This window comes from Bacteroidales bacterium, assembly GCA_035299085.1.
In the GTDB taxonomy this organism is placed as follows: domain Bacteria; phylum Bacteroidota; class Bacteroidia; order Bacteroidales; family UBA10428; genus UBA5072.
Genome location: DATGXG010000036.1, coordinates 135,962 through 162,673 on the forward strand (window position 1 = coordinate 135,962; position 26,712 = coordinate 162,673).

The 26,712-nt window shown below is 43.0% G+C and carries 21 protein-coding genes; 8 read left to right on the forward strand and 13 right to left on the reverse strand.

Annotated features, from left to right (window positions below; genetic code table 11):
- Positions 1–28: 28 nt before the first annotated feature.
- Positions 29–850 carry a DUF3800 domain-containing protein gene (locus tag VK179_11750; protein HLO59408.1) on the forward strand — a complete coding sequence of 274 codons (822 nt, stop codon included), beginning with the start codon at positions 29–31 and terminating at the stop codon, positions 848–850.
- 124 nt (positions 851–974) lie between these two features.
- Here the strand turns inward: VK179_11750 and VK179_11755 are convergent, their stop codons facing one another.
- The 3 genes from VK179_11755 to VK179_11765 form a co-directional block, all read right to left on the reverse strand.
- Entirely contained in the window at positions 975–2,726 is a 1,752-nt protein-coding gene (locus tag VK179_11755) for a hypothetical protein (GenBank protein ID HLO59409.1), read from the reverse strand.
- Positions 2,727–2,737: 11 nt separating this feature from the next.
- The gene (locus VK179_11760; GenBank protein HLO59410.1) at positions 2,738–4,624 is read right to left on the reverse strand and encodes a S9 family peptidase; all 1,887 of its coding nucleotides are present in this window, start codon (positions 4,622–4,624) and stop codon (positions 2,738–2,740) included.
- A gap of 93 nt (positions 4,625–4,717) precedes the next feature.
- Positions 4,718–5,512, reverse strand: coding sequence for a M48 family metallopeptidase (locus VK179_11765; GenBank protein ID HLO59411.1), 795 nt, complete (start codon positions 5,510–5,512; stop codon positions 4,718–4,720).
- Positions 5,513–5,624: 112 nt separating this feature from the next.
- Between VK179_11765 and VK179_11770 the strand changes: the two genes are divergently transcribed.
- Entirely contained in the window at positions 5,625–6,503 is an 879-nt protein-coding gene (locus VK179_11770) for an SMP-30/gluconolactonase/LRE family protein (GenBank protein HLO59412.1), read from the forward strand.
- Between the two features lie 545 nt (positions 6,504–7,048).
- Here the strand turns inward: VK179_11770 and lpxK are convergent.
- On the reverse strand, positions 7,049–8,134 hold the full coding sequence (lpxK, locus tag VK179_11775) for a tetraacyldisaccharide 4'-kinase (GenBank protein ID HLO59413.1): 1,086 nt from the start codon (positions 8,132–8,134) through the stop codon (positions 7,049–7,051).
- 9 nt (positions 8,135–8,143) lie between these two features.
- On the reverse strand, positions 8,144–9,907 hold the full coding sequence (gene sppA, locus VK179_11780) for a signal peptide peptidase SppA (protein HLO59414.1): 1,764 nt from the start codon (positions 9,905–9,907) through the stop codon (positions 8,144–8,146).
- Positions 9,908–9,989: 82 nt separating this feature from the next.
- Here sppA and folK point away from each other — a divergent pair, with 82 nt between their 5' ends.
- Positions 9,990–10,475 carry a 2-amino-4-hydroxy-6-hydroxymethyldihydropteridine diphosphokinase gene (folK, locus tag VK179_11785; GenBank protein HLO59415.1) on the forward strand — a complete coding sequence of 162 codons (486 nt, stop codon included), beginning with the start codon at positions 9,990–9,992 and terminating at the stop codon, positions 10,473–10,475.
- Here folK and radC read toward each other — a convergent pair whose 3' ends face one another.
- On the reverse strand, positions 10,476–11,171 hold the full coding sequence (radC, locus tag VK179_11790; protein ID HLO59416.1) for a DNA repair protein RadC: 696 nt from the start codon (positions 11,169–11,171) through the stop codon (positions 10,476–10,478).
- A 94-nt stretch (positions 11,172–11,265) separates the two neighbouring features.
- A complete protein-coding gene (gene rpsT, locus VK179_11795) occupies positions 11,266–11,520 on the reverse strand; it encodes a 30S ribosomal protein S20 (protein ID HLO59417.1) in 255 nt (84 codons plus the stop codon).
- A gap of 139 nt (positions 11,521–11,659) precedes the next feature.
- On the opposite strand from rpsT, the gene VK179_11800 reads away from it, so the two are divergent.
- Together VK179_11800 and VK179_11805 are read left to right on the forward strand one after the other, a co-directional pair.
- On the forward strand, positions 11,660–12,217 hold the full coding sequence (locus VK179_11800; GenBank protein ID HLO59418.1) for a 30S ribosomal protein S16: 558 nt from the start codon (positions 11,660–11,662) through the stop codon (positions 12,215–12,217).
- Positions 12,218–12,231: 14 nt separating this feature from the next.
- The gene (locus tag VK179_11805; GenBank protein HLO59419.1) at positions 12,232–12,753 is read left to right on the forward strand and encodes a hypothetical protein; all 522 of its coding nucleotides are present in this window, start codon (positions 12,232–12,234) and stop codon (positions 12,751–12,753) included.
- A 168-nt stretch (positions 12,754–12,921) separates the two neighbouring features.
- Here VK179_11805 and VK179_11810 read toward each other — a convergent pair whose 3' ends face one another.
- Positions 12,922–13,743 carry a creatininase family protein gene (locus VK179_11810; GenBank protein HLO59420.1) on the reverse strand — a complete coding sequence of 274 codons (822 nt, stop codon included), beginning with the start codon at positions 13,741–13,743 and terminating at the stop codon, positions 12,922–12,924.
- A gap of 58 nt (positions 13,744–13,801) precedes the next feature.
- On the opposite strand from VK179_11810, the gene VK179_11815 reads away from it, so the two are divergent.
- A complete protein-coding gene (locus VK179_11815; protein ID HLO59421.1) occupies positions 13,802–15,184 on the forward strand; it encodes a hypothetical protein in 1,383 nt (460 codons plus the stop codon).
- A gap of 1 nt (position 15,185) precedes the next feature.
- On the opposite strand, the gene VK179_11820 is transcribed toward VK179_11815, so the two are convergent.
- On the reverse strand, positions 15,186–15,590 hold the full coding sequence (locus VK179_11820; GenBank protein HLO59422.1) for a DUF1761 domain-containing protein: 405 nt from the start codon (positions 15,588–15,590) through the stop codon (positions 15,186–15,188).
- A gap of 214 nt (positions 15,591–15,804) precedes the next feature.
- Here VK179_11820 and VK179_11825 point away from each other — a divergent pair, with 214 nt between their 5' ends.
- Positions 15,805–21,621 (forward strand): PKD domain-containing protein, encoded by a 5,817-nt coding sequence (locus VK179_11825; protein ID HLO59423.1) that lies wholly within the window; start codon positions 15,805–15,807, stop codon positions 21,619–21,621.
- 10 nt (positions 21,622–21,631) lie between these two features.
- Positions 21,632–22,630: a type IX secretion system membrane protein PorP/SprF gene (locus tag VK179_11830; protein HLO59424.1), complete on the forward strand. Its 999-nt coding sequence runs from the start codon at positions 21,632–21,634 to the stop codon at positions 22,628–22,630.
- Here the strand turns inward: VK179_11830 and VK179_11835 are convergent, their stop codons facing one another.
- The 4 genes from VK179_11835 to VK179_11850 form a co-directional block, all read right to left on the reverse strand.
- A complete protein-coding gene (locus VK179_11835) occupies positions 22,631–23,359 on the reverse strand; it encodes a methyltransferase domain-containing protein (protein ID HLO59425.1) in 729 nt (242 codons plus the stop codon). It lies immediately after the preceding gene.
- An 82-nt stretch (positions 23,360–23,441) separates the two neighbouring features.
- Complete coding sequence (locus VK179_11840; protein HLO59426.1) at positions 23,442–24,665, reverse strand: alanine dehydrogenase; 1,224 nt, start codon at positions 24,663–24,665, stop codon at positions 23,442–23,444.
- Positions 24,666–24,738: 73 nt separating this feature from the next.
- Positions 24,739–25,158, reverse strand: coding sequence for a tRNA (adenosine(37)-N6)-threonylcarbamoyltransferase complex ATPase subunit type 1 TsaE (gene tsaE / locus VK179_11845; GenBank protein ID HLO59427.1), 420 nt, complete (start codon positions 25,156–25,158; stop codon positions 24,739–24,741).
- Between the two features lie 2 nt (positions 25,159–25,160).
- Positions 25,161–26,705 (reverse strand): bifunctional response regulator/alkaline phosphatase family protein, encoded by a 1,545-nt coding sequence (locus VK179_11850; GenBank protein HLO59428.1) that lies wholly within the window; start codon positions 26,703–26,705, stop codon positions 25,161–25,163.
- Positions 26,706–26,712: the final 7 nt, after the last annotated feature.

Below are 26,712 nucleotides of genomic sequence, written 5' to 3' on the forward strand. Positions count from 1 at the left end.
TATGAGTCCGTTATTGTAATAAATTGTAATGGAATATATAATCTATTGTGATGAATCTATAAGTAATGGAAGGTACTTTTCAGATTTTTATGGAGGAGCACTTGTAAGATCATTAGATTATTTTGACATTACTAGAAGATTAAACGAAAAAAAGTTTTCCCTCAATCTTAAAAATGAAATTAAGTGGACAAAAGTTACTGAAAACTATCTTGAAAAATATGAAAAAATGATGAAGTTGTTTTTTGATTTTATTCGCAAGGATAAAATTAAAATTAGAATTATGTTTCGACAAAACGCATTGGTTCCGGCCAAATTATCAGACGATCAAATCGACAAAGGATTTCAACTTTTATATTATCAATTTATTAAACATGCGTTTGGGCTTACTTATACATCTAATGATGAAGAAACTTTTCTGAGACTTTATTTTGATAAACTACCTGACACAAAAATTAAAAACGAGCAGTTCTTGAATTATATATATGCGCTGCAATCATTACCTCAATTCCAGGGTGCCAATATCAAAATTAGAAGAGAAGATATTACTGAAGTGGATTCACATGATCATGTGATTCTTCAGTGCATGGACATCATTTTAGGTTCAATGGCCTTTCGATTAAATGATTTCCATAAGGTTAAACTTGAAGGAAAACTTCAAAGAGGTAAAAGAACTATTGCAAAAGAGAAACTTTATAAATTTATTTTGAATGAAATTAGGACAATATATCCCGGTTTTAATATTGGCATAACAACAAGTAAAAGTCCAAGAGAGAAAATCTGGACTCTCTCATATCGACATTGGAGTTTTGTTCCTAAAGAATTTACAGTAGATGGGGAAAAATTTAAATAAAAAATCCCATCTTTCGCTACTAATCTCCCACGTGGAACGTAGGGCTTCACTAAGACAGGACAGTGCAAATATAGGTAAATCCATTTAATTTCAAACGGTTATTAATAACAATATTTATAACACTTTACCCCTTCGGTATCTCCATAGGCCTTGAACGGTGCAACAGCAGCCAGTCGGCATTTTCCATCAGTGATTCAAGGGCCAGTTCATGAATTATTGATTCAGCCTCATCGGGCTTGCTTGATTCAATGGCATTTGTCAGGATAGTATAAGCGTGGCTGAACAGGTGGAACATTTTCTGAAATGTTTTGGATTGTTCTTCAAAAATCCGCTTTTCATTGTATCCCAGTAGGGCGCCTGCAATAACGAGAAAACTGTGGGTGCACACAATCAGCACACTGTGCAAAAACTCGTAACTTTCCTCTGACAAAAAGTGAATCCTGCCTTCAGCGATGCTGAATAAAAACAACACAACAGCTGATGCCAGGGCGGAAAGAAAAAGAACATTTCCAAGCCACCGGTATCGTTCATGATGATAATGATGCTTCATACTTTTCAGCCTGTAGTATTCAAGCTGGTCGGAAACCCAAAAATCATTAAGATACCTGCATTTTTCAATGCTTTTGCTCTCGTCGCTTTTTTTAACAGGGGGTATCAGAAGAGTGGAACGCAACGCATAAATGATCCATTCGAGATCACCAGCGTATTTTTGCAGGTAATAATCCGAAACATTGGTATTGTTACCCATACATGCCAGGAAATACTGTACCCGGAAGGCTTCGGCAAGTGCCCTGTAGTCCTCATGTTTTTGTTCATATTTCCGTCGATTCGCATACAGAAACCATAAGGCTCCCATACCCATTGTAAGCGGGTAAAGAAGTAGCATTACAGGTTTATGCCAGAATTCGACGTATACCTGGAAGAACAGGAAGGCTAATACTGTTAAAATCAGCAGGACTTTAAGTGCAAAAAACCGTTTTGAGTTGAACCGGGTAGCCAGCGTATCCGTAGTTACCTGGAAGGCGGCAATTCGCTTTATATAGGGATCGTCAGAAACTTTTAACCGGTCTTCATTGGAACGAATCCTGTCCTTCAATAATTCGTTATCCATTGAAAGAACATCCTGGTTATAGGAATTGATATACCGGAGAAAACGCCGATCTTCATTCCTGAAGATCTCTTCATTTTTCCACCTGTCATCCGGGTAAATCATCTTTCTTGAAAAGGCATCCGGCGGAACAGGTTGATCCTGCCTTGGAGTGAGAATATGACAAATTGAACCGGTTCTTAAAATATTCAGTGGTTGCTGGAGCTGAGGGAGAGTCTGAGGCAGTCCTGTTTTCTTTAGTCTGACAATATGGGCCGTCCCGCCTTTCTTAAGGTTATCCATTCCGTCCCACAAAGCAATCAGAAGGTAACTGTGTCTGGCCACAAATTGGCCAATGCGAAAGTATTGTTCATTGCGGATATCCGGCTTGCGCAAATCCGGTAATTTCACCCCTTCGGCAACCGGAAGTTCAAACCAGTATTCAGCCTTGTTCAGCAAGTCATCAAATTCAATATTTGATGAGGATGAAACAAAATCTTTCCTGTATTCAGCAACAGGCATAGGAAGAGGTGCAATATAAGGCACGTCACATTCTATTGCTGCTTCAGCGGCCAGCCTGTCGGCTCCTTCTGCCAGAGGGGTTATAATTTTCACCGGAGTATCGGGGCACTGAAACTTTTTTTCAAGGATGATCTTTTTTATCTCTTCCTTTAAAACACGCTTGTCCTCCTCCCTGATATTGCGATGACCGGTCACACCCAGGTACAAGGGTATCAGGCAGTGACCGGATTGTGAATCATATTCTGACAGTCTTCCTAATTCTGACATGAACAAAGCGTCTAATTTGCAGGATTGGACTGTTTCAGGTATTTATCAAGGAATGTCAGGATCTGTCCGTAACCTTTGATTTCATTTTCCTTTTTAATGAATCCGTGTCCCTCATCCGGGAAGATCACATATTCAACCGGTACGTTATTCTTTTTGATTCCGGCCACCATTTCATCCGATTCCACCTGTAAAACCCGCGGATCATTGGCACCCTGCAAAATCATGACCGGGTTTCTGACTTTATCCGCATGAAACAAAGGCGATATATTATAAAGACGAACTGAATCCGATGTAAACGGATCACCCATTTCATTGAACAACGCAGTGCGGAAGGATGCCCACCAGGCTGGTGTTGATTTCAGGGTTCTCAGCCAGTTTGTGACTCCGAAAAGATCCACTCCCACTTTAAATTCTTCCGGTGCTGAAGTCATTGCAGCCATAGTCATGAATCCGCCGTAGCTGCCTCCAAGGATTCCGATCTTATTACTGTCGATATATTCCTGGGATTGCAGCCATTTTTTGCCCCAGATACAATCTTTAAGATCTTTATCACCGTGATTACGGTCATCCATCTTATAGAAAGTTTTTCCATAGCCGCTGCTTCCCCTGTTATTTACGGCAAGAATAGCATAGCCATGGTTTACAAAAAACTGTATAAGTGAAGAGTATCCTACTCTTGACTGACCACCCGGTCCTCCATGTACCCATACAAGTGCCGGAACTTTGTTTTTAGCATCAGCAGTCAGTGGTTTATAAAAAATGGCAGGAATTTCAAGGCTGTCAAATGACTTGAAACGCACCACCTGGGCCGTTGACAGGTCCTCAGGATTGATCTCGGTATTCAAGGTATTGGTTAGTTTCTTCAGTTCTTTTGTTTCGAAATTATAGACAAACAAGTCAGCCGGTGATTTGGATGTACCTACGGTGAGCAGCATCAGCTTTTCACTGTCGGAAATATTCACTTCCTGAACGTCTCCATCGGGGATTTGAGGAAAATCAACTTTTTCGTTTGTCTTGTTATTCAATACGATTATGTTGTTTTTCCCGTCTTCGTTAACAGCAATAACCCTGTATTTCTCATTTTCACTGACATAACTGTACATTACATCCCAGTTTGTCTCATATATGGTTTTGCGGTTACCTGTAGCAATTTCGTATTCAACCAGGTAGGCGAACTCTTTTCCGGCATCCGTAACATAATAAAAGAACCTGCCATCGTCGCTGAAACCTGAAGCACTGTATTGACCGGGAGAAGAAGGATCGGATATTTCAGTGAGCTTCTTGGCAGTCTTGTTTTTTAAAAAGAGTTGATTTTCACTTGAAGTGATCGGACGCTGGAGGGCTACAATGTTTTCATCGTCCGAAATCCCGCTGAAATCAAGTCCATCCTCATATTGATACAGCAATTGAGGTTTCCATTCACCAACCGTCATTTTGTAAAAATCAAAGAACTGCGGATCTCTTTTGTTTGATCCGAAATACATCGACTTTTTATCCTCACTCCATCCTGCGAAGCCGGCTTTTTCCTTTTCACCAGGTGTAAGGTCCTGGGTAGTGCCGTCAGCTTTAAGCATATAGATATGACTGATTTCATTACCTCCCTGGTCGGAAGAATAAAACAAATCATTCGTTCCTTTTACATAATCAATTGCAAAGAAGGATTCTTTTTGCGAACTGGTAACCTGGCGCATTGTGGTATCGGCAAGGTTGATTTCATATACATTAAAGATTCCTGATTTGTCGGTACTCACCAGAATTTTCTTTTCATCGTTACTAAAAGTTCCTCCGGTCATACGGAGGTTTTTAAAAAACTGGTTGATTGTATACTGTTTAACTTCACGTGGTTTGGAACAGCTGATCAGCAACAGGGCTGATAAAATTATCAGGGCATTTTTCATGGCAGGGGTGGTTTAGTTATGTAAAATAAAGGTAATAAAAATCCAAAAGAGTAACTCTTTTATTATTAATTGTATAAGTATGTAATAAAGGGGTTATTTCTTTCCCTGGTAATATTGCATGGCCTTATTCATCTTTCTTTTCAGCGCCTGGATCCGGTTAGCAGGGTCGGGGTGGGTTGAAAGGAATTCAGGAGGCCTTGAGCCACCGGCTTCGGCAATCATTCTTTCCCAGAATGAAGGAGCTGTCCGGGGGTCAAAACCAGCCATTGCCATAAAATACAACCCCAGTTCGTCAGCTTCATACTCGTGGGTTCGGCTGTAAGGCAACATAACACCTAGTGTTGAACCGGCGCCGAAAGCAGCCAGTGCAATCTGCTGGGTTGTTTCTGATTTTTTGCTGAGGGCTTCCGAAAGGGCCATACCACCCAGCTGGAGTGCCAGTTGCTGTGACATTCTTTCGTTGCCGTGCTGTGCAATAGCATGGGCTATTTCATGGCCCATTACCACGGCAATACCATTTTCATCCTGGCAGATGGGCATGATTCCTTCATAAAAGGCGATCTGGCCACCCGGCATACACCAGGCATTGGCCTCTTTTGATTGAAGCACATTATATTGCCACTGGTATCCCTGCAGCGCTTCACTTTTGCCCTGCTGTTGCATAAATTTTTCAACAGCCGCGGTGAGTTTAACGCCTACATTGCGTACCTGGTTGATATACTGCTGATTGGTTGAAGTTTTAGTTGTCTTCAATACCTCAGAATAACTTTGAGCACTGAGTGAAAGCATTTGGTCGGCAGGTATAACAAGAAGCTGTTTGCGACCGGTAATGGGGGCTACCGCACAACTCACTGCCAAAACAACAAGCAGAAAAACCAGTTTTTTCATTTCTTTTCAATTAGGTATACAAAAATGTGTCTTTTTTAAAATATAAACAATGCCGTTGTTGACTGGTTCACGGTTGAACTTGTTTGAAATCAGGCTATATTTACATAAAAACATGAGACTACCGCTTATCTCCTTTTTCATTTTATATGCTGGAATATCCATGGGCCAGCAAGTTCCGACAGATCCGAATGCAACATTGCTGAAAACCGGAACCGGGTATGCTTTTACAGAAGGCGCTTCATGCGACAGGAATGGAAATGTTTTTTTCACTGATCAGCCTAACGATAAGATTTATACATGGAATGAAAAAGACGGGATTCGTCTTTTTAAAGACGGAGCTGAAAGGGCTAATGGTACTGAATTCGATACAAAGGGAAATCTTATAATCTGTGCCGACATAAACAACAGTATTCTTAAGATCGATGCCAAGGGTAAGATTAATTCAGTTTATAATAAGGGATATTCCGGAAAGTACCTGAACGGACCAAATGACTTGTGGATTGATCAGTCAGGAGGAATCTACTTCACCGATCCTTATTATTACCGTGATTACTGGGAAGCAGGTCATACCATGCAGCAGGATGCACAGGCTGTTTATTACCTGAAGCCTGAAGGTGAACTGGTCAGGGTAGTTTCCGATCTTAAGCAGCCAAACGGAATTGCAGGTACACCGGATGGCAAATTTCTTTATGTGGCCGACATTGCTGCGGGCAAAACCTACCGGTATAAAATATTGCCGGATGGAAAACTGGCAGAGAAAACGCTGTTTGCCAATGCAGGTTCCGATGGCATGACAACAGACGAAAAGGGGAATGTGTACCTGACTTACGGTAAAGTACAGGTTTTTAATAGCCGGGGTGAAAAGCTGGGGGATATTGACTTACCTGAAAATCCATCAAATCTTTGTTTCGGAGGGAAGAACCATAATATACTATTCATAACCGCAAGAACATCGGTATATACCATTAAGATGAATGTGAAGGGATTTTAGATTTACGATTTACGATTGGACGATTTACGATTAAAAAGAAGTGATTGGTGACTGGTTACTGGTCATGAGCGTCATTGCGAGTAACCAACCCTATTTTTAAGATCACCCAATGAAATGACAACCATGGCTTTCACAAATAGCTACGAAGTAGCGAGATCTGAATAACCGCGGGTGAACCCCGTGGATTATGATGCCAGCAGACAAGAACCCTGAAAGGGTTCAATTTCAATTATGCATAATTCAACTCTTTCAGAGTTGTGTTCGTTATCGTAGCACCGTACCACGGGTTTCACCCGCGGTTATTCAAATTGAACCCTTTCAGGGTTGTTCATTAAAAAGTCGTCATTAATAGGAGCATAACAATATTTGATTATAGCAGGAAGTAAAGCGACGAAGCAATCTGCCCGAACAGGCAGAGCGCAATTATTTGAAATACTTTTATTCTTATGGTTGTCTGTCTTGGTCAAGTCCTTCATGTGCAGGCAGATTGCTTCACCTTCGCAGGAATCGAAGGTTCGCAATGACGGCAAATGCATGGGTGATCCCTATAAAGTTTTCTTCAGATATTTCAGCACTCTCTTATTAAATGGTTTTTCACCCTTGAGAAGGAATCTTACTTCAATAGGAATATAGTAGAATGATTTCTTAAAATTTTTCTCATCGAATTCTGATTCCCTTATTCTTACGGCGTCTTTCTCGGTAACAATTATGTATTTATCTTCCGCTTCCATTGTATTGAAAGTACGGCGGATAAGTTGGATATCCTGCCTTGAAAAATTATGGTGATCGGGGAATGCCATTTCTTCCCTTACATTTACAATCTCGGCCAGGAAATTTTTCAGGGGGAACGGATTGGCTATTCCCGTTACCAGCATTATGCAAGTTCCTGATTTATGAAGATGTTTATAGGTAAGTTCTTCGTGGTTTCTGAAAGGGAAAACCGGCATGGGTGAACCATATTCGTACCGGGTAAAAAATACCTCCTGTTTATTTCTGACATCCAATTTTGAAATAAATATTTCACCTTCATGCTGCGTAAGGTTTTCAGGGCATTTTGTCACTACAATCATATCCGCCCTGTTTGTATTCCTTCTGAATTCACGAAGATTTCCTGCTGGAAGCAGGATGTCGTTGAAGATAGGCCTGTTATAATCGATGAGCAAAATGGAAAGGCCTGGCTTTACCTTGCGGTGCTGGTATGCGTCATCGAGGATAACCACCTCAAGGTCGTGAATGGAATGCATCAGCTTTTTTATACCTTTCACCCTGTCGCGTTCAACGGCAACAGGAACGGTGGGAAACTTAAGCTTGATCTGAAGGGGTTCATCACCAATTTCCTTTATTGGTGAGCGTTTCGAAGCAAAACGGAAATCCTTTGTTTTTCTTTTATAACCCCGGCTAAGAACCGCAAGACTATATTCTTTCCGGAGCAGATCAACCAGGTATTCTACATGAGGTGTTTTTCCGGTTCCGCCAACAGTAATGTTACCAATGGATATAACGGGAATCTTAAATTTTTTCGATTTAAGAATCCGGATATCAAAAAGCCAGTTTCTTAATAGTACAGCCAGCCCGTAAAAAAAGGTGAAAGGCAAAAGTGCCGGTCTTTTTATGAGCTTCTGTTTAATCATTGCGGAATGCTAATGCACGGTTATGTCAAATGGAAGTCTTGCCTGAACCCGGTCTTTCCGGATCAGATCCCTGAAATACCTGTATTGTTTGTAAACCTGGGGCACTTCTTCACGTATGAGCCTTTGACGGATGTCGCCGGTAATCTCTTTAAACACCTGAGTAAAGGCGTCTTCCTGTTTTGGAAGCTCAACTAATCTGTAATCACTTACACCTGCAGCTTTTACAGCAATATCAATTGCTGTGTTCAGTCCTCCCAATGTATCAACCAGGCCAAGACCCTTTGCATTGAATCCGCTCCATACCCGTCCTTCACCTATTTTATCTACATTGTCATAAGCCAGTGACCGGCCATCCGATACGCGGGTAACAAATGTATGGTAAGTATCATCAACCATATTCTGCAGTACCTGCCGTTCAGGATCTTCCAGGGGCCTGTATATGGAACCGAAATCAGACCATGTATTTGTTTTTTCCACGTCTGTTGTAATACCCAGTTTATTATTGAAAAAATCTCCTGCGTTAACCAGGATGCCGAATACTCCTATTGAACCGGTAATTGTATTCGGGTTGGCGATAATTGAACTGGCAGCAGTTACAATATAGTATCCGCCTGAAGCTGCCACATCACCCATTGAAGCTATAACCGGTTTAACGTCACGTGCCAGTTTGATTTCTCTCCAAATAACCTCAGAAGCCAGGGCGCTTCCACCGGGTGAATTTACCCTGAACACGATGGCTTTTATAGAGGAATCCTGGCGGGCGTTCCTTATTGTCTTTGCCAAAGCATCAGAACCGATAGTTCCTTCACTGGCTTCACCAGGGACAATATCACCTTCGGCATAGATAACGGCAATTTTATTTTTCGAGTAATCCTTGGTTTCATCAGGCACCCGGAGGTATTTCTGGTAACTTATAAATTCAAGATCTTTTGAATTTGAAATATTCACAAGGGATGCCAGGGTATCCAAAACCTGGTCCTTGTATAGAATGGCATCCACTATCCCGTATCGCTCTGCGGCTTTGTTATCCCACAACAAAAGGCTGTCGGCGAAGGTATTCAGACTGTCAACCGATACATTCCTGCTTTCAGAAATGCGGGTTACTATGTGATTCCAGATGGATCCCATGTATGATTTGATCTGTTCACGGTTTTCGGGACTCATTTTATCATACATGAAAGGCTCTACAGCACTTTTGAACCGGCCATGACGGATCACTTCAGGCTCAATGTCAAGTTTCTCAAGTGCTTTTTTATAAAACATCAGGTCAGCGCTGAGTCCAATGAAATTAACCGATCCGCCGGGGTTGAGGTAAATGTGATCAGCTATTGAAGCCAGGTAAAAAGAGCCCTGGGTGTAAGTTTCGCTGAATGCAATAATGAATTTACCTGAGCTTTTAAAATCAATTAGTGCATTTCTGATCTCTTCAATTGTGGCAATCCCGGTTTGCAGCCCGGAAAGCTGGAGATAAATTCCTTCTATATGCTGATCTTTTTTTGCCTTTTTGATATTGTCAAGAATTTCATTGAGACCCATAGAACCTGAAGCGCCGAAATTGGCAAAATTCAAGGCAAAAGCAGGCATCGAAGATTTGCGGTCGTTTATAGGCTGGTCGAATTTCAACAGCAGGATAGTGTTGTCTTTAACACTCACAGGCTTGTCCTGAACCGAGATCATGGCGCCAATCACCCCTGCTAAAATGAAGAAAATAACAGCAAATCCTATAATTACGCCTAAGATACTGGCAAGTAAATATTTGAAAAAGCTTTTCATTCTCCTTTTATTGTTAGTATTGAAGCAACAATATTAATGAATTACTGTGAATTCCCCTAATTTTGCAGCTTAACGAACTGAAATGAACAGAGTTTATCTTTCACTCGGAAGTAATATGGGAAACCGCGAATCAAATATGAACAAGGCGGTTGCCCTGTTGGTTTCCCATGGTATAAAGATAAATTCAGCATCGTTCATCTATGAAACCGAGCCATGGGGAAGTCCTGATCAGCAAAACTTCTATAACAGGGTTATTGATATCAGCACTGAATTAAAACCTGTTGATTTACTCAAAACGGTCCAGGCGATTGAGAAGAAAATGGGCAGGAAGCGTTCAGAAATTCGTTATGCTCCAAGGCCGATTGATATAGATATTTTGTTTTTTGAGAACCTGATATATACCTCCGAAAGTCTTAAAATACCGCATCCGCTTATCCATCTGCGCCGCTTTGTGCTTATTCCGCTTGCCGATATAGCGCCCGGGTTAAGGCATCCGGTACTGGGCAAAACAGTAACCGAGTTGCTCAGCCGGTGTGATGATGACAATGCTGTAACCCGCTTACTCTGATCAGATCAGATTTTCATCGGCGAAACTAAAGTAGTTTTTTCCAGCCACAATGATATGATCGAGAAGTGTTATGTCCATGAGGGATGCTGTTTCCTTAAGCCGCCGGGTGATCGCTATATCCGCTTCACTGGGCTGCAGGTTGCCCGATGGGTGGTTATGGCTCAGGATAAGTGAAGTAGCCAGGTTTTCCAATGCCGTTTTCAGTATAAGACGGATATCGGTAACCGTACCAGTGATGCCGCCCTGGCTGATTTTTTGTTTCAGGATGACCTTATTAGACCGGTTAAGAAGCAGAATCCAGAATTCTTCATATGTCAGATCGGTGAGAAGTGGGAAAACAAGGTTAAATACATCGGCACTGCCTGTAATTTTGACTTCATCAGGGACGTCGGCTATTTTTCTTCTCCTTCCGAGCTCCAGTGCAGCCAGAATAGTAACTGCCCTTGCCTGGCCTATACCTTTAATTTTATTCAGGTCATGAATACTGTATTTTCCAAGGCGGTCAAGACTGTTTCCTGCCATATGCAAAATCTGCCGGGCCAGGTCAACAGCCGAAATATTTCGTGTCCCCGATCCGATTAAGATGGCAATAAGTTCGGCATCACTCAGACTTTGAGTGCCGGAAGTGAGCATTTTTTCACGCGGCCGGTCTTCAACCGCCCAATTACGGATTGATAACGACTTGTAACTTTCCATTTCCTGTAACCCAATTTTAACACAAGGTATAAAAAAAACGCAATAAAAAACCCCGACAGGTTCCTGTCGGGGCAAATATCTTTTTCGTTTCTTGCTACTTAAGGTTATTAACCTGCTTTGAAAGTTCAGCTTTAAGGTTAGCTGCCTTATTGGGATGAATGATTCTTTTCTTGGCAAGTTTATCCAGCATGGAAGCGACTTTCGGAAGCTTTTCAGCTGCTGCGGTTTTATCTGTGGTGGCACGCATTTCTTTTAACGCATTACGGGTTGTACGGGCGGCATATTTATTTTTTGTTTTCCGTGCTTCGTCTTGTCTGTTCCTTTTTACTGATGACTTATGGTTTGCCATTTTCTAAATATTTTTCTTGATGTTAAGCTATTTTTTAAGAGCGACAAAAATAATTAATTTTTCAATACGGAAAAATTTTTAAAAAAAATTATACATTTGCAAGCTCAAAAATAAAGTAGGTTTCATTTTAATTATTTGTATGCCCGTAAAAATCAGATTATCTAAAAAAGGCCGTAAAAAGTTGCCTTACTACCACATTGTGGTAGCAGATAGCAGGGCGCCACGTGATGGTAAATTTATATCGAGGATTGGCTTGTACAATCCCCAGACTAATCCTGCTACTATTGAATTAAACTTTGATAGTGCATTAGATTGGTTACAAAAGGGCGCTCAACCTACCGACACCTGTAGGGCTATTTTATCCGACAAAGGTGTGATGATGAAAAAGCATCTTCTCGAAGGTGCAAAGAAAGGTGCTTTCTCAGTTGAAGAGGCTGAAACTCGTTTCCAGAAATGGATGAGTGACAAAACCGCAAGGGTAAAAGCCCAGACGGACAAAGTTTCGAAGACTAAGGCAGATGAGGCAAAGAAACGCTTCGACGCTGAAACTAAAGTAAAAGAGGCCAAGGCTGAAGCACTGGCTAAAAAACTGAAAGCCCAGGCTGAAGAGGCAAAAGCAGCAAGCTCAGAAGCTGAACCTGTTGCCAATGCAGAAGAAGCCCCGGCCGAAAATGCTGAAGGTACAGCCGAAGCCTGAAAAGGTGATATCGGATGATCAGTAAAGACAAATGCCGGTTAATAGGCACACTTGTTAAACCTCATGGTACAAGGGGATCTTTACTGCTCCGACTGAAAGACATTCAAGCACAGGATTTATTAAAAAAGGAATCATTATTCGTTGATATCGACGGATTGATGGTTCCTTTTTTTTTGAATGAATTCAGGCCACATTCAACTGAAAGTGCAATTATTACCATTGATGGTATCCCGTCAGAAGACAGGGCGAAATTTCTCGTTCAACGGGATGTTTATGTCAGGTCGGATCAGATCCGGCGCAAACGGAAGCCGGTTAGTGAACTGCCCGACCTCAACGGTTATAAGGTTAACGATGAAGAAAAGGGATTTATAGGTATTGCCGGTGAAATTGAGGATATTTCTAATAATCCGCTGTTGAATGTTACTTCAGGTGACAAAAACTATCTGATTCCTTTACATCAGGATATTATTCTTGAAATTAATGATGAAAACCGGATTATCAGGATCAAAGCACCGGAGGGGTTGTTTGAACTTTAGCGTTTTAGCGGTTTAGGAGTTCAGGCGTTCAGGCGTTCAGAAGGTATTACAGGGACGATAGGGACGCCAAGGACTATAGGATAGTTGTATGTTTCCAGTGCAGTCACCAGTTACCAATCACCACTTACCAGTTACCAGTCACCACTCACCAGTCACCAGTCACCAACTTTATTTGTAAATGTTCTCGGGGTCAGTGGTCACAAGTTCAACAAAGAAATCGGCGATTTTGGTTGTGATGTCTTCAAGGTAGCGTGCTCCTTTTTCAGGAGTGGCTTTTTTAGGATTTCCTATTCCGGTATCTTCCGTAACTTTAGTCCATGCCCTTGGGAACCAAACCCATCCTTCCCTTCTTGCTTTAAAAACGGGTGATTTGGCTTTACCGTCACCAGCTTCGTTTAATGGCAGCACTATTTCAGGATCAATGTGCATGATGACACTGGTTTCCATTTCGTTTGCATGATCACCTGATTCTTCAAAATAATCTTTCAAAGGGGCTGCTTCGAACCAATTCAGCTGCATGATGAAGATATCAGGATAACGGGGTTGCAATTCGCGGATAATTGTTTTGAAATCATTGCCACCATGGCCGTTCATAATAACAAACCGTGTTATACCGTGATTGGATAAGCTGTTCAGCACATCTTCAATTATCCTGAACTGGGTACCGGGATTCATATTAATTGTCATGTAAATATCAAGCTGACTTGTATTCACCCCAAAGGGAATTGCAGGCAGAACAACGACTTTGGCTCCATTTTCCCATGCTTTTTCAGCAGATTTTTCAGCTATATATTCTGTTTCAATAATATCGGTACCGAAAGGAAGATGAAAATTATGAGCTTCAGTGGCACCCCAGGGCAAAACAGCGACGTCATACTTTATATCCTGTACTCTTTTCCAGGGACTTTTGCGTAGATTAACCGGACTTGTCATCAGAATTTCTTTTACCGTAAATTTAATGGTTTTAACTTCAAACAACTCAAAATACATTTGTACCAATACTATTTGTAGTTTTTTTTAGTTAGCATTGTAATAAAAAGAATTTTGAATGTCCCTTCAAAAGACACTGGTACTATCAATTGTACTTTTCATTTACACCTTTAGCGCAAAGGCACAGATATTTTCTCCTTCCGCCAGTGATTCGGTTATCGCTTCTTATGGAACGGATAAAGTTTTTATTTTTAATGCTCCTTCCTACCGGGCTCCGGTCCAGGCTACGCTGGTTGCGGTAGCTGCCGATACAAACAATGACTGGAGTTTTCAATGGTCGGTTTATAATGCTGCAGATACATCTTTTAATACCCTTCCAGGAACAGTAACGGGTCATACATCCGTGATGGGTAATATTTCCGTAAACGGCGGATATCGTGTTACTATGAACAGAAATGCTGAAAGCATCGTTTATACCGCGTGGGTAGTTATAAATGACCTGGACCTTAACATTACAAATAAAGACAGTCATGACACCATACTTTATGGTTATTATGATTGTGCCTCACTTGACCTCCATGCAGATACCACAAAGCCGGCTGCTTATTACTATAACCCGGCAAACGGCCAGAAACTGATACCCGGAAGTCTTCTTACGATCAAATGGACTACAGATAATCCTGAAGCTACAAATCCGGGCAGCAGATTGCTCACGAGGGTTTCCAATCCGCCATGGAAAGACACACGGTACATTGTGACTGTCACTGACCGGTTTGGTTTGACGCGAAAAGATTCCGCTGTTTACAATTCGATTCAGTCAAAGGCTGACCTCGCTGGGCCCGATTATCTTCCTCCGAGCGAAGACTCGATCATTCATCCGAAACATGAATGGTATGATAAATTTTACAGTTATGATGATGGGGCAAAGTCAGCACCGGCCCTGTTCAAATTTGATGTTTCGGGCTCAAAGAACTATGAAAATTACATACTGGTATTCGGGGATGGCGATTCACTAGTGCTTGGCAGTGATTCAACAGTGATTTATCATGAATATAAGAAGCCCGGCCAGTACAAAGCACTGCTGACAACAAAGTCAGGTCCCCCGTTCGAGTGCATCGACTCCGTTTCCACAATGGTTGGAGTTGACAAAGCTACAGGTACCAATTTTATTATGCCGAACGTTTTTACACCTGACGGATCTGCCAATAAACTTCTTAAGTATGATGAAAACGCTGTCAACAGCGTCTTCAGGACGACCGATGTATCCATCATTTTTATTGACATAGCTATATATAGCAGAACCGGGTTAAAGGTGCATGAATTTGAAGGGAACATCAGAGACTGGGGCGGTTGGGACGGAAAAATAATGAATTCAAACCGGGATGCGCCGGAAGGAGTATATTTCTATGTAATTTCAAGGTTTATAGGTTATACAGACAATAATGACCCGATCAGTAAAAAACTGATGAACGGATTCATTCATTTGTACCGCAAAAACTGAATCATTGCCAGGCTCCGATAATTCCTCCGGCTACCATAAAAGCGATGGCGAAATAACCCGCATTGATTAAAAACAGCCTGAAAGAACTTCTTTCAAAAAGATAAAGGATACCCACTGAAGCGGCCACCCATCCTATTCCGGCTAGCGCTCCGGCAGTAATTCCCCAAGTAAGTCCGGCGTTTTGACCCAGGAATGCCGCCAGGTTAAAGGAAATGATAAACGATAGCAGGAAAGCAAGTCCGAAAACTTTACCCATGTTAGCCTGTTTCAATGTTTCTTCAGATAGTTTGGCTTCTTTAATCCATACTCTTACAAATAGCAAAGGAGAATACCACAGTCCTCCGATAATAAAAAATGATGCAGCGGCGACAAGTACTGCAAGGAAATTGATTTTGCTGAGATCCATTGTGTTTAATATTTAAGGTTGAACAGTGAAACAAGATTAAGGAATAAAGGTTCAAGCCCATTCCCAACACGGATGAAAATTCGATAAGACCGCCTATTCCAAGGACTCGCTCGTCACTAAAATGAAACTATTCGTCAAAATAATCGTATACCTCATCAAAAATGTTATAAGTACCGGGTGATGCCATATCAGTAAAAGGCCAGCGTTACCCTGAATGGGAAAAAGGGCTACAGCAACAGGTATGAGGGGCACATTAACAAAACTACTAACCGTAACCACGTTATCAGCCAGCTTGTTTTCGCCGCGGGCATCCGGTCAGTGCGCACTGATCACCGATAATTACAGCGGACAGGTTGCCGGCAGCGTTTGTGCCCCTGTTAACCTGAATATGGATGTCCGGTACAAGTTCATTCTTCCGGTTGATCCTTCAAAAGTTCAGATATTATATGTATGGAATGACGGAACAGGTGCAACCACCACAATTCCCGCCATAACACACGGAGATACCATTTTTACGGCAACCGCATCGCATGTTTATCCTCCTGCAGATCAGTGTTCATACACTGCTGAAGCGTATGTTATTTATGACGGTCAGCAATGTGTAAGCAGCAGCAGGCAGGAGCAAACCTTCAGTGCATGGGCAAGAGACAATCAGAACGGTGCTGTGGTAATCACCGATCCTGTTATTGCACAGTTTTGCGAGGGCGAAGACATTATTGATGTTCGTTTTCGGGATAATTCCACCTTCAATTGTAATATCAATGTGGAACCCGACAAGCCTAACCGGATTACCCGGTGGGTTCAGTTTATTTATGGTACTCATACCATAGGCGGCGACAGGATACCTAATATTACGATTCGTGACCCTTTAGGAAACATATACCAGATGACCGACGCAGCCGGAAATTCACTGCCGCCTGTAGCCGGACCAATAGTTGAAATACCGATTCCTGCTGATGGCCCAACTGAAATTTCATGGCCGATTAGTGCTCCTGCCGGAGGAGTAGCCGGAGATATATTTGAGATTACGCTGAGAAACTGGAATATCTGTAACCCTTATGACCGGAATCCCTTTGATGCAATTCCCCCCACTGACCCGATAAACGGTGATTATCCGCCCATAACCAACACGGCACTAATTGAAATTATAACAACGCCGCCCGAGATTACAAATCCTTCACTTGAATTTTGCGCCGGAAGTCCCATTCGTCTTACTTTATCCACTTCAGGCGGACAGGTCAACTGGTACACCGATTCATTGCTAACCCATCACATTCATACCGGTCCCAACTTTGATCCCACAGGTGCGCCTACATATATTGATAACTCAAGGGGAGGAACGTATTCATTCTGGGTAACCGAAACCATTGGTGCCTGTGCCAGTGCTCCAAGCAGAGTTTCATTCACAATTTTTGACACTCCTGCACCGGCACCGAATGCAGGTCCCGACGCAGCTGTTTGCAGTAATATGTATACACTCAGGGGGAATACCCCGGTAATCGGAGTTGGAGAATGGACGACGACTTCTTCAGCCATTATTTCCGACCCTTCAAACCCCAACACAACAGTAACCAATCTGCAACCGGGTCCTAATCTTTTCAGGTGGACCATCAGCAACGGTCCCTGTGTTTCAGTGGATGAAGTAGTAATTACATCAGACAGGCAGCCAGACCCGGCCGATGCAGGACCCGATCAAAGTTTTTGTAATACATCAGGCACTGTATTGCATGCCCGTTCAGCCACAAATAATGGTACGGGAACATGGACGGTTTCAACCGGAAATGCGAACTTTAATGATATACACAGTGCAAGTGCATCGGCTACTTCGCTTGCCGGTGGTGAAAACAGGCTTGTATGGACTGTAAGAAGCCGGTATGGCGTTTGTGTAACAACTGCTGACTCCATGTATATCCTGCGTGACCGGTCTCCATCACCTGCCAATGCAGGACCCGACAGAGGAGTGTGTGATTCATCAGCAGTAAAACTGGGTGCCCTGCCGGTCAATAACGGAGGCAGCGGAACCTGGACAGTTCTTTCCGGCGGAGCCATGCTTGTCGATGTGCATGATGCATCCTCTGATGTTTCCAATCTTTCATTCGGCAATAATTCATTTCGGTGGACGGTTGTAAGTCAATACGGAATTTGCCCGGGCAGTAATGACCAGGTCATCATTACACGTGACCAGGCGCCTGCTCCTGCACTGGCAGGAGACGACCAGGATTTATGCAGTTCAGTAACAGCAACACTGGGTGCAAATGCAGCAACAATAGGAACCGGAACCTGGACGGTAGTCTGGAACCCCTCGGCTGTTGCTCCGGTATTTACCCCGGGTATAAACAGTCCGAATGCCACGGTTCAGATACTGCCCGGAAATGAAGGTGTCTACAGGTTCGCCTGGACAATTGTCAATAACAGCTGCCGCACTTCCGATTCACTTACAGTTGATTTCGGAAAGCCTGTCGTACCCGCGAATGCTGGTCCGTCCGATTCTGTATGCGGTATAACGGTTGCCTTAAATGCCAATAATCCGGGTACCGGAACCGGTACCTGGACAAAAGTTACCGGTGCAGGAAATGTTGATTTTGTCCCGGGGATACATTCACCTTCAGCCATAGCGCAGATTCAGGCCGGCCAGGAAGGTGTCTACAGTTTCGAATGGAGAATTACAAGCGGATCCTGTCCTCCTACATCTGATACAGTCAGTATTCTTTATAAACCCACACCCGGTATGCCCTCATCAACAGACGCAGCAAATTGCGGACCGGCATCCATGACACTGTCCTCCACAACCGGTACCGGTGGTGACATTAACCGATGGTACACTGCAGTAATCGGGGGAACAATGATAATTGAAAACAGCACGCTTATAACACCTTTATTAACAAGTGATGCCGATTACTGGGTATCCACTTATAATTTCACCACCGGTTGTGAGAGCAACCGTCACCAGGTGCATGCAGATATCAATCCTATACCCGATCCTCCCGCTGTTTCAGATATTCAGCACTGCGGAAGCACAAGCTTTTCATTATCCTCAGTAACCGGAAGATACGGGTCAACCAGCAGGTGGTATGATGCACCTGCCGGTGGCAACCTCCTGGCTACTTCAGATACCTTCAACAGTCCGATACTCACCGCCCCTGTTACCTATTATATTTCTTCCTTTAATGAAGCCACAGGTTGTGAAAGCAATCGTACCGCATTGAATGTCCGGATTAATCCGGTACCCGATATTCCGGTTGCATCCGACACAGCAAGGTGCGGCGAGGGAATATTGACAATTCAATCATTACCGGGTTTAAACGGAACACAAAACCAGTGGTACGATTCACCTGCCGGAAATGTAATCGATACATCGCTTAACTTCACAACACCTTATCTTACCGCAACGACTCCTTACTGGATATCAACAATTAATAATCTTACCGGATGCAGAAGTGCAAGGATCAGAGTGTGGGCCAACATTCATCCTGTTCCGGGTTTCCCGGCTGTGAACGATGTTTCTGTCTGCGGACCTGACACAGTGAGGATCATATCTGTTGCAGGAGTAAACGGAACTATCAGCAGGTGGTATGACAGTATTACCGGCGGAAACCTTCTTGCCCAGGATGACATCTTTAATGCCGGACTGATTTCAACTACAAGCCGGTATTTTGTTTCCACTTACAATCAGAACACACATTGTGAAAGCAGCAGGAAAGCTGTTAACGCAGTGATACTTCCTGTTCCGCCGGCTAATCCTATAATAGGTCCGGATGCGGTGGGTATTAACCAGACGAATGTCATTTACTCAGTAAATTTCCATCCGGGGTCAACCTATAAATGGTTCATTCCACCGGGTATTGATTCGTTACTGCAAAGTCAGAATTTTGTAATGCTTGGTTTTCCGAACCTTGGAACCTACAACCTTTCTGTAACTGAAACCAACAGCATAGGATGCCAGGGGCCTCCGGCAAATAAACCGGTAGAGGTAAAAGCGGACGTAATTCTGCTTGATATCAGCGCCTCAGGTGGAAGGGCCTGTATAAACAATGATTTACCCATATCCGTTTCGCCTTCCGGCGGAACGCCATCGTATGTATTTGCCTGGGGCGGCGCCACCCAATATCTTAATTCGACAAATACGTCAAACCCGATTTTCAACTGCCCTGTTGCAGGCAGTTTTATGTTGACAATAACCGTGAATGATATCAATTTAAACCATACAACTGATACCATTTGGGTCACTGTGCGACCAGATCCGGTTGCTAATATTTCATTACCGGATACCATGGTCTGCAGTGGCAGTGATTTACAATTGCAGGGGATTGCCACCGGAGGATCCGGAACCTATTCGTCATTCACATGGACCGGTCAAACGATGCCGCTTTCCGCCACCGATATTGCAGATCCCGTTTTCAATACCTATCTGCCCGGAACCTACAGGATAAAACTTACGGTAATTGATGATTTCGGATGCCAGGACATTGATTCGGTAAATATACTGAATGACTCTCCACAGGCTGTTTTCAGCAGCGATGCCCGGCCTGCATGCAGTCCTCTTCCCGTAAGCTTTTTAAATAATTCACTGAACGCGACGGATTACCTGTGGAACTTTGGTGACGGACGGACAAGCACAGAGAAAGACCCTGTTCACGTGTTCAATAACACAACCAATTCGGTTCAGTATTTTAATGTTCAGCTCACAGCAATCAGCGGCAACCATTGTATTCATTCTTTCAACGATTATATAACCGTATACCCGAATCCGGTGCTTTCAATCAGTACCTATCCCGAAATGGCCTGTGCCCCGGCTGATATATTGCTTTCTTCTACTCCCGGAGGGCATAGTTATAACTGGGACTTTGGCGACGGTTTCCAGGCAGCCGGTGATTTCAATATCATGCATACTTTTAATAACGACACTGATCACGATACAACATTTACCATTCATCTTTTTTCGACGTCCTATTTTGGCTGCACGGATTCAGGTACAACCAGCATAGTGGTACATCCCTCACCGGAAGCTTTATTCACAGCAGATCCGTTATCTCAAATGATACCCGATCGTATTGTGAATTTTCAAAATAACAGTCAACAGGGAAATTGGGATTACCTGTGGCGGTTCGGCGATGACAGTACTTCAACAGCCCGTAATCCGGGTTCACATGAGTATCCCGGACCGGGGCGTTACCTGGTTTACCTTATTGTTAAGGGAACCTATTGCAGCGACAGTACATGGGTAAATGTTGAAATTGTTCCGCATCCTCCGGTTGCGGCCTTTAAGCCAATTGAACCCGGTTGCCTGCCACTGACAATACAATTCGAAAACACATCCGCTTATTCAAATAGTTTCTTATGGGAATTTGGTGACGGATCTGTTTCAAACAAGCCCAATCCCGAATATACCTATTATGAACCGGGTACTTTCACAATCAAGCTCACAGCATGGGGCGACAATGGAACTGCCGATTCCTACAGCACTCAGAACGATGTGTATGTTTTACCCAATGCGTTCTTCGATATTAAACCGAGGCGTGTTTATGCCAACGAGCAAAACGTCTTGTTTGAAAACCAATCGGACAATGGCACTTATCCGCTTGACGGAAACAGGTACCTGTGGGATTTCGGCGATGGCACCGGATCTGAAGAGGAGAATCCGCAACATGTTTACCAAAAGGACGGAAGTTACAATGTCGTTCTGAACGTCTGGACCAACAAGGGTTGTTATGATGTGTATGAATACCAGGCAGCAGTGCTTGTTGAACCTATAGGAAAGATCCTTTTCCCGAATGTATTCAGTCCCGAAGCCGAACTCCAGGAAAACAGGATCTTTAAGCCAGGAATTATTGATTATGTTGATGAATATCATCTGATGATATTTAACCGCTGGGGTGAGTTTATTTTTGAAAGTTTCAGCCAGGAAGTTGGCTGGGATGGCATGATTAACGGCCAGGTAGCCAAGGAAGATGTGTATATATGGAAGGTAGAGGGTAAATACACAAACGGGCAGGTCTTTATTCTTACAGGTGATGTAACCTTATTAAGATAGGTGAGGACGTATGAAAAGGGTTATTGTCATATTGGTTCTTCTCGCCTGCATCATCAGGGTTTTTCCCCAGGACCCTCAGTTCTCCCAGTTTTATTCGAATTATTTGTACCTGGCGCCGTCTTTTGCTGGATTAACGGAACAGAACCGGTTAAGCCTGAATTACAGGAACCAGTGGCCGGCCATTTCAAACGGGTTTAAGACCTACTCGGTTTCCTTTGATAAATTTATTGAAAAGTTCAGCAGCGGGCTTGGTCTGCTAGCTTACCAGGATGTTGCCGGTACCGGCCATATGAGGACTACGAGTGTTGGTGCCCAGTATTCTTTTGATTTCCGGCTGACGGAGTCAATGCATGTGAGGCCCGGATTATATTTTAATTACACAGAGAGGGGTATTGATTTTGACAGGCTGACATGGGCCGACCAGATTACACCTGACGGAACCTCCTCTTCATCGAATGAGCACAAAACAATAGGAAAGGCAGGAGATATAGATTTTTCGACCTCCCTGTTGATGTATACCGACAGAATCTGGTTCGGAACCGCTGTAGATCATATTCTGAAACCGAATCAGTCGCTATATCTCTACGAGGGAAATGAAAAAAACCAGGGAACAGTACCTCTTAAATATTCGGTATTCGGCGGAGTGAAATTTTTACGACCGGAAAAATTACTCCGGCCAATTCCTACAAGTATTCAGCTTGCCTTTCTTTATAAGCAGCAGGCGCAATACAGGCAGCTTGACCTCGGAGTTTACTGGTATCACAGCCCTTTTGTGGCAGGAATATGGTACAGGGGAATACCGATGTATAAAGAGGTATTCAACCGAGATGCTGCCACAATTCTTATCGGTGTAAAGATGGATGACCTGAACATCGGCTACAGTTATGATTTTACAATCTCCCGGTTAATGACCCATGCAGGGGGTGCCCACGAAATCTCGGTGAGTTATGTATTCAAAACAAGACCCCTGAAGCATAAAATAAAAATGGTACCCTGCCCGGAATTCTAATTACTGAACCTGTATGAACAGGGTGGCATGTTTTGGTTTGTGGATGCCATTCTTCAGAAATATATTAATTACTTCACGGGCTTTATTCTCATAAAAATAATAGTAATCAGAACCTTTAAGCTGGGCTACTTTTCGCCTGAGCCGGTCAGATATTTCATTGATTTCATGCATATCCATTTTCTCACCGGTTTCTTCGGAATGGATGAAATACTCGGTAAGTTGAAATTCAGGTATGTTTACGAGTGAGAATAATTCTTTCAGTGAGTAAATATCCCGGTGGTAGTGACCCTGGTGATTATCGATATCAGAAACAAGCCGGTGGTAAAGCATATAAGTTTCATCAAGAGCCGTATTATTTTCATTCAGCATTTCATTGACGATCACAAGTCCTTTTTTCCGGCATATCCTTGCTGTTTCCCGGAATAATTTGGGCAGGTTATCCACATGGTGCAAAGCATTTGACATGGTAACCGTATCAAAATATCCTGTAGTGAAAGGCATTTCAAGGGCTGAAGCAAGAACCAATATTACCTGTTTATCCGACAATACCTCGCGGGCCTGCATGAGTTGCTGAGGATCATTATCGATACCGGCTATACTTCTGGATGAATGAAAGGATTCAATTGCGAATTTCAGGAAATCGCCACGGCCGACGGCTACATCGAGGAAATTTCCGGCATCAATATGACTGATCCTGTTTTTTAGGACCAGCATTTTTTCATAATTCATGCAGAATCAGGATTATTACAAATAAAGGTACATCCTTCGGAAAAGGATAACAATGGTATTTATCATGCACAATATCACCTTCCTAAAATGCGGCCATTAACAGGTCGATATTTTTGGAGGGTATTCCAAACTGGTTACCCAGGTATTCATTGGTGAGTATGCCGTTGTATATATACACGCTGTTGCGAACGCCGAGGTTGGCTTTTAGAAAGGGTTTAAAACCTCCTGAACTGCCAACCGTTACAAGAATCGGAGAAAGGATATTGCTGAGGGCTATGGATGCAGTGCGGGCCACACGTGACGGCATATTGGGCACTGAAAAATGAAGGACATTGTGTTTTGTGTAAACGGCATCCTGCATTGACCTGTATTCGGATGTCTCAATGCAACCTCCCATGTCGATGCTGAGATCAATTATAACACTTCCCTTTTTCATTTCTTTAACCATATCTTCGGTCACAAAATACCGGGGACCCGTGTCCCATAAGTTAATGGCACCGATGAGGACATCAGCGGATTTGAGTGTACGCCGCAGAACCTTAGGATGAAAAATAGAAGTATATAACCTTCTTCCGAGGTTTCTTTGTAATTCTTCAAGCCGTTGAGGGGAGTTATCAAATACCTTAACAATAGCACCAAGCCCCAGGGCGGCCCGGGCTGCAAATTCAGCAATTGTATCTGCGCCAATAATAACCACTTCGGTAGGTGTGATCCCTGCAATTCCGCCAAGGAGAACACCTTTGCCGCCATTTTGATTGCTCAGCAATTCCGCTGCAATATTTATGGCTGAAATGCCCGATATGGCACTCATCGATTGAATTACGGGGTAATACCCGTGTTCATCACGGATTTGTTCAATGGCAAAAGCAGTGCATTTTTTATCCATCAGTCCCCGAATGTACTCCTCAGTCTGGCGGGCGAGGTGAACCGAAGAAAGGATGACCTGGTTTCCTTTCAGCATTTCAATATCTTTGGTGTCGGGAGGAGAGATTTTGAGGATAATATCGGCATTCATCACCTGTTTCCTCGAATCGAGAATAAAAGCTCCGCATTCGCTGTAATCCGTGTCATTATACCTGGCACCCTCACCGGTTTTAGCTTCAAGCAAAACCTCATGGCCATTATTTACAAGTACTTCAACGGCTTCAGGTGTAAGAGAAACTCTTTGCTCAACCTGTTGTTTTTCACGGGGCAAACCGATGGTAAGTTTTTTAAACTTTCTTCCCATGGCTACCATTTCTTCCTGCGGCAATAACCCGCCGTAAAACAGGGGATTACTTGCAGCTTCAGGCCGGGGATCTACCATATGCTATGATGTTAAAATACCAACAAACTAAGGTACTATAAAAAGAATAAAACATCAAACTTTTGGATTTCATTTAAAGTTCGATCGAAACGGACCTTTTGTTTTCGCCCGTTTCGTGCAGGTGGACCTTTACGATCCCTTCCGGCAAAAGGGATTCGGCCTTTTCAGCCCATTCAATGAAAATGTAGTTATCACCGTAAAAATATTCCTCGTAGCCCAGGTCATACAACTCACCTACCTGGTTAATCCGGTAAAGATCAAAATGATACAGGGTTTCGCCTGAAGAGGTTGTGTATTCATTTACAAGGGAGAATGTAGGACTTGTAACCAGCCCTGTTGCACCCAGTTCGTGGCAAATTGCTTTTATAAAAGTTGTCTTGCCTGAGCCCATCGGACCGTAAAATGCAAAACTCCTGTGACCATCGGTCACTTCATTGAATTTGCGGGCAGCGCTATGAATAGCGGCAAGTGAATTTATTTCAAAGCTAATCATTGTCAACGCGGAATCATCGTAACAAGAGGAACCATCATTTCTTCCATTGAAATACCGCCATGCTGAAAGGTGTTCCTGTAATAACTTACATAATAGTTGTAATTATTCGGATAGGCCAGGAAATCGCTGTTCATGGCAAATATATATCCTGAACTCACATCGGCTTTTGGCAGATGTGCGGCAAAAGGCTCACGAATTTCAAAAACTTCTTTAGGATTGTAATTTAAATTCTTACCCATTTTATATCTTAAATTCACGGATGTCTTTTTATCGCCGACTACTTTAAGCGGATTATTTACCCTGATGGACCCATGATCGGTTGTAAAGACAACAGTTACCCCGTTTTCAGCCAGAAGCCTGATGATATCGAGCAACTGTGAATGCTGAAACCACGATAAGATCAGTGACCGGTATGCCGAATCATCACCCGCCAGTTCCCGGATCATCTCAAGTTCGGTATTGGCATGAGAAAGAAGGTCAATAAAATTGTAAACGATGACAACAAGGTCATAATTCAGCAGGTTACTGAAATTATCCACCAGCTTCTTACCGCTTTTTATGTGGATAATTTTCTCATAATACATCCTGTATTTTTTACCCAGCCGGTTCAGTTGTTTCTGAAGTAGTTCCTCTTCATTAAGGTTTTTGCCTCCTTCTTCGTCATCATTCAGCCAAAGCTGGGGATTCATCGATGCAATTTCACGGGGCATAAGTCCTGCAAACATTGAGTTACGTGCGTACTGGGTTGCTGTAGGCAAAATGGAACAGAACAGGGAATCGTCAAGAGATGTATAGAACTCGCTGATAATGGGGTAAAGAGTTCTCCATTGGTCGAGTCGGAGGTTATCAATTAAAATGACAAACACTTTTTTCCGGGCTTCTACAAGGGGAAAAATCTTTTCCTTAAACACTGCCGCTGAAAGGAGAGGTTTATCCGATGATTTATCTGTGAACCACGATAAATAGTTATTCTTTATGAACCGGCTGAAACCTGAACCGGCTTCGGATTTCTGCATTCGCAGCACTTCATACATACTGGCATCGTCTGAGCGTTCCAGTTCGAGTTCCCAGTAAACAAGCCTGCGGTAAATGTTTTCCCAATCGCTGTATGACCTAGAATTATTAATATCGATGCCCAGGTTTCTGAATTCTGACTGGTAGGCTGAAGTAGTTTCCCTTGTAATCAGTTTCTTTGTCTCCAGGTTTTTTTTAAGAGAAAGCAGGATCTGGTTGGGATTAACCGGTTTTATCAGGTAATCGGATATTTTCGAACCGATTGCCGTTTCCATTATATGTTCTTCTTCACTTTTTGTAATCATTACAACAGGAAGGGCGGTATTAAGCACCCTTATTTTATTCAGGGTTTCTATTCCGCTTAATCCCGGCATATTTTCATCGAGTAAAACCAGGTCAAAGTGAGCTCCCTGTATCAGGTCAATGGCATCAGCGCCATTGGATGCGGTATCAACCTGGTAGCCCTTTTCATTAAGAAACAGGATATGGGGCTTTAAAAGGTCGATTTCATCATCTATCCAGAGAATCCTCATTTTTTTG

What these genes read in the sequence shown, in the direction of transcription:
- VK179_11750 (HLO59408.1), top strand. Translation starts at nt 29, where the DNA reads ATGGAATATATAATCTATTGTGATGAATCTATAAGTAATGGAAGGTAC.
- VK179_11755 (HLO59409.1), bottom strand. Translation starts at nt 2,726, where the DNA reads ATGTCAGAATTAGGAAGACTGTCAGAATATGATTCACAATCCGGTCAC.
- VK179_11760 (HLO59410.1), bottom strand. Translation starts at nt 4,624, where the DNA reads ATGAAAAATGCCCTGATAATTTTATCAGCCCTGTTGCTGATCAGCTGT.
- VK179_11765 (HLO59411.1), bottom strand. Translation starts at nt 5,512, where the DNA reads ATGAAAAAACTGGTTTTTCTGCTTGTTGTTTTGGCAGTGAGTTGTGCG.
- VK179_11770 (HLO59412.1), top strand. Translation starts at nt 5,625, where the DNA reads ATGAGACTACCGCTTATCTCCTTTTTCATTTTATATGCTGGAATATCC.
- lpxK (HLO59413.1), bottom strand. Translation starts at nt 8,134, where the DNA reads ATGATTAAACAGAAGCTCATAAAAAGACCGGCACTTTTGCCTTTCACC.
- sppA (HLO59414.1), bottom strand. Translation starts at nt 9,907, where the DNA reads ATGAAAAGCTTTTTCAAATATTTACTTGCCAGTATCTTAGGCGTAATT.
- folK (HLO59415.1), top strand. Translation starts at nt 9,990, where the DNA reads ATGAACAGAGTTTATCTTTCACTCGGAAGTAATATGGGAAACCGCGAA.
- radC (HLO59416.1), bottom strand. Translation starts at nt 11,171, where the DNA reads ATGGAAAGTTACAAGTCGTTATCAATCCGTAATTGGGCGGTTGAAGAC.
- rpsT (HLO59417.1), bottom strand. Translation starts at nt 11,520, where the DNA reads ATGGCAAACCATAAGTCATCAGTAAAAAGGAACAGACAAGACGAAGCA.
- VK179_11800 (HLO59418.1), top strand. Translation starts at nt 11,660, where the DNA reads ATGCCCGTAAAAATCAGATTATCTAAAAAAGGCCGTAAAAAGTTGCCT.
- VK179_11805 (HLO59419.1), top strand. Translation starts at nt 12,232, where the DNA reads ATGATCAGTAAAGACAAATGCCGGTTAATAGGCACACTTGTTAAACCT.
- VK179_11810 (HLO59420.1), bottom strand. Translation starts at nt 13,743, where the DNA reads ATGTATTTTGAGTTGTTTGAAGTTAAAACCATTAAATTTACGGTAAAA.
- VK179_11815 (HLO59421.1), top strand. Translation starts at nt 13,802, where the DNA reads ATGTCCCTTCAAAAGACACTGGTACTATCAATTGTACTTTTCATTTAC.
- VK179_11820 (HLO59422.1), bottom strand. Translation starts at nt 15,590, where the DNA reads ATGGATCTCAGCAAAATCAATTTCCTTGCAGTACTTGTCGCCGCTGCA.
- VK179_11825 (HLO59423.1), top strand. Translation starts at nt 15,805, where the DNA reads ATGGGAAAAAGGGCTACAGCAACAGGTATGAGGGGCACATTAACAAAA.
- VK179_11830 (HLO59424.1), top strand. Translation starts at nt 21,632, where the DNA reads ATGAAAAGGGTTATTGTCATATTGGTTCTTCTCGCCTGCATCATCAGG.
- VK179_11835 (HLO59425.1), bottom strand. Translation starts at nt 23,359, where the DNA reads ATGAATTATGAAAAAATGCTGGTCCTAAAAAACAGGATCAGTCATATT.
- VK179_11840 (HLO59426.1), bottom strand. Translation starts at nt 24,665, where the DNA reads ATGGTAGATCCCCGGCCTGAAGCTGCAAGTAATCCCCTGTTTTACGGC.
- tsaE (HLO59427.1), bottom strand. Translation starts at nt 25,158, where the DNA reads ATGATTAGCTTTGAAATAAATTCACTTGCCGCTATTCATAGCGCTGCC.
- VK179_11850 (HLO59428.1), bottom strand. Translation starts at nt 26,705, where the DNA reads ATGAGGATTCTCTGGATAGATGATGAAATCGACCTTTTAAAGCCCCAT.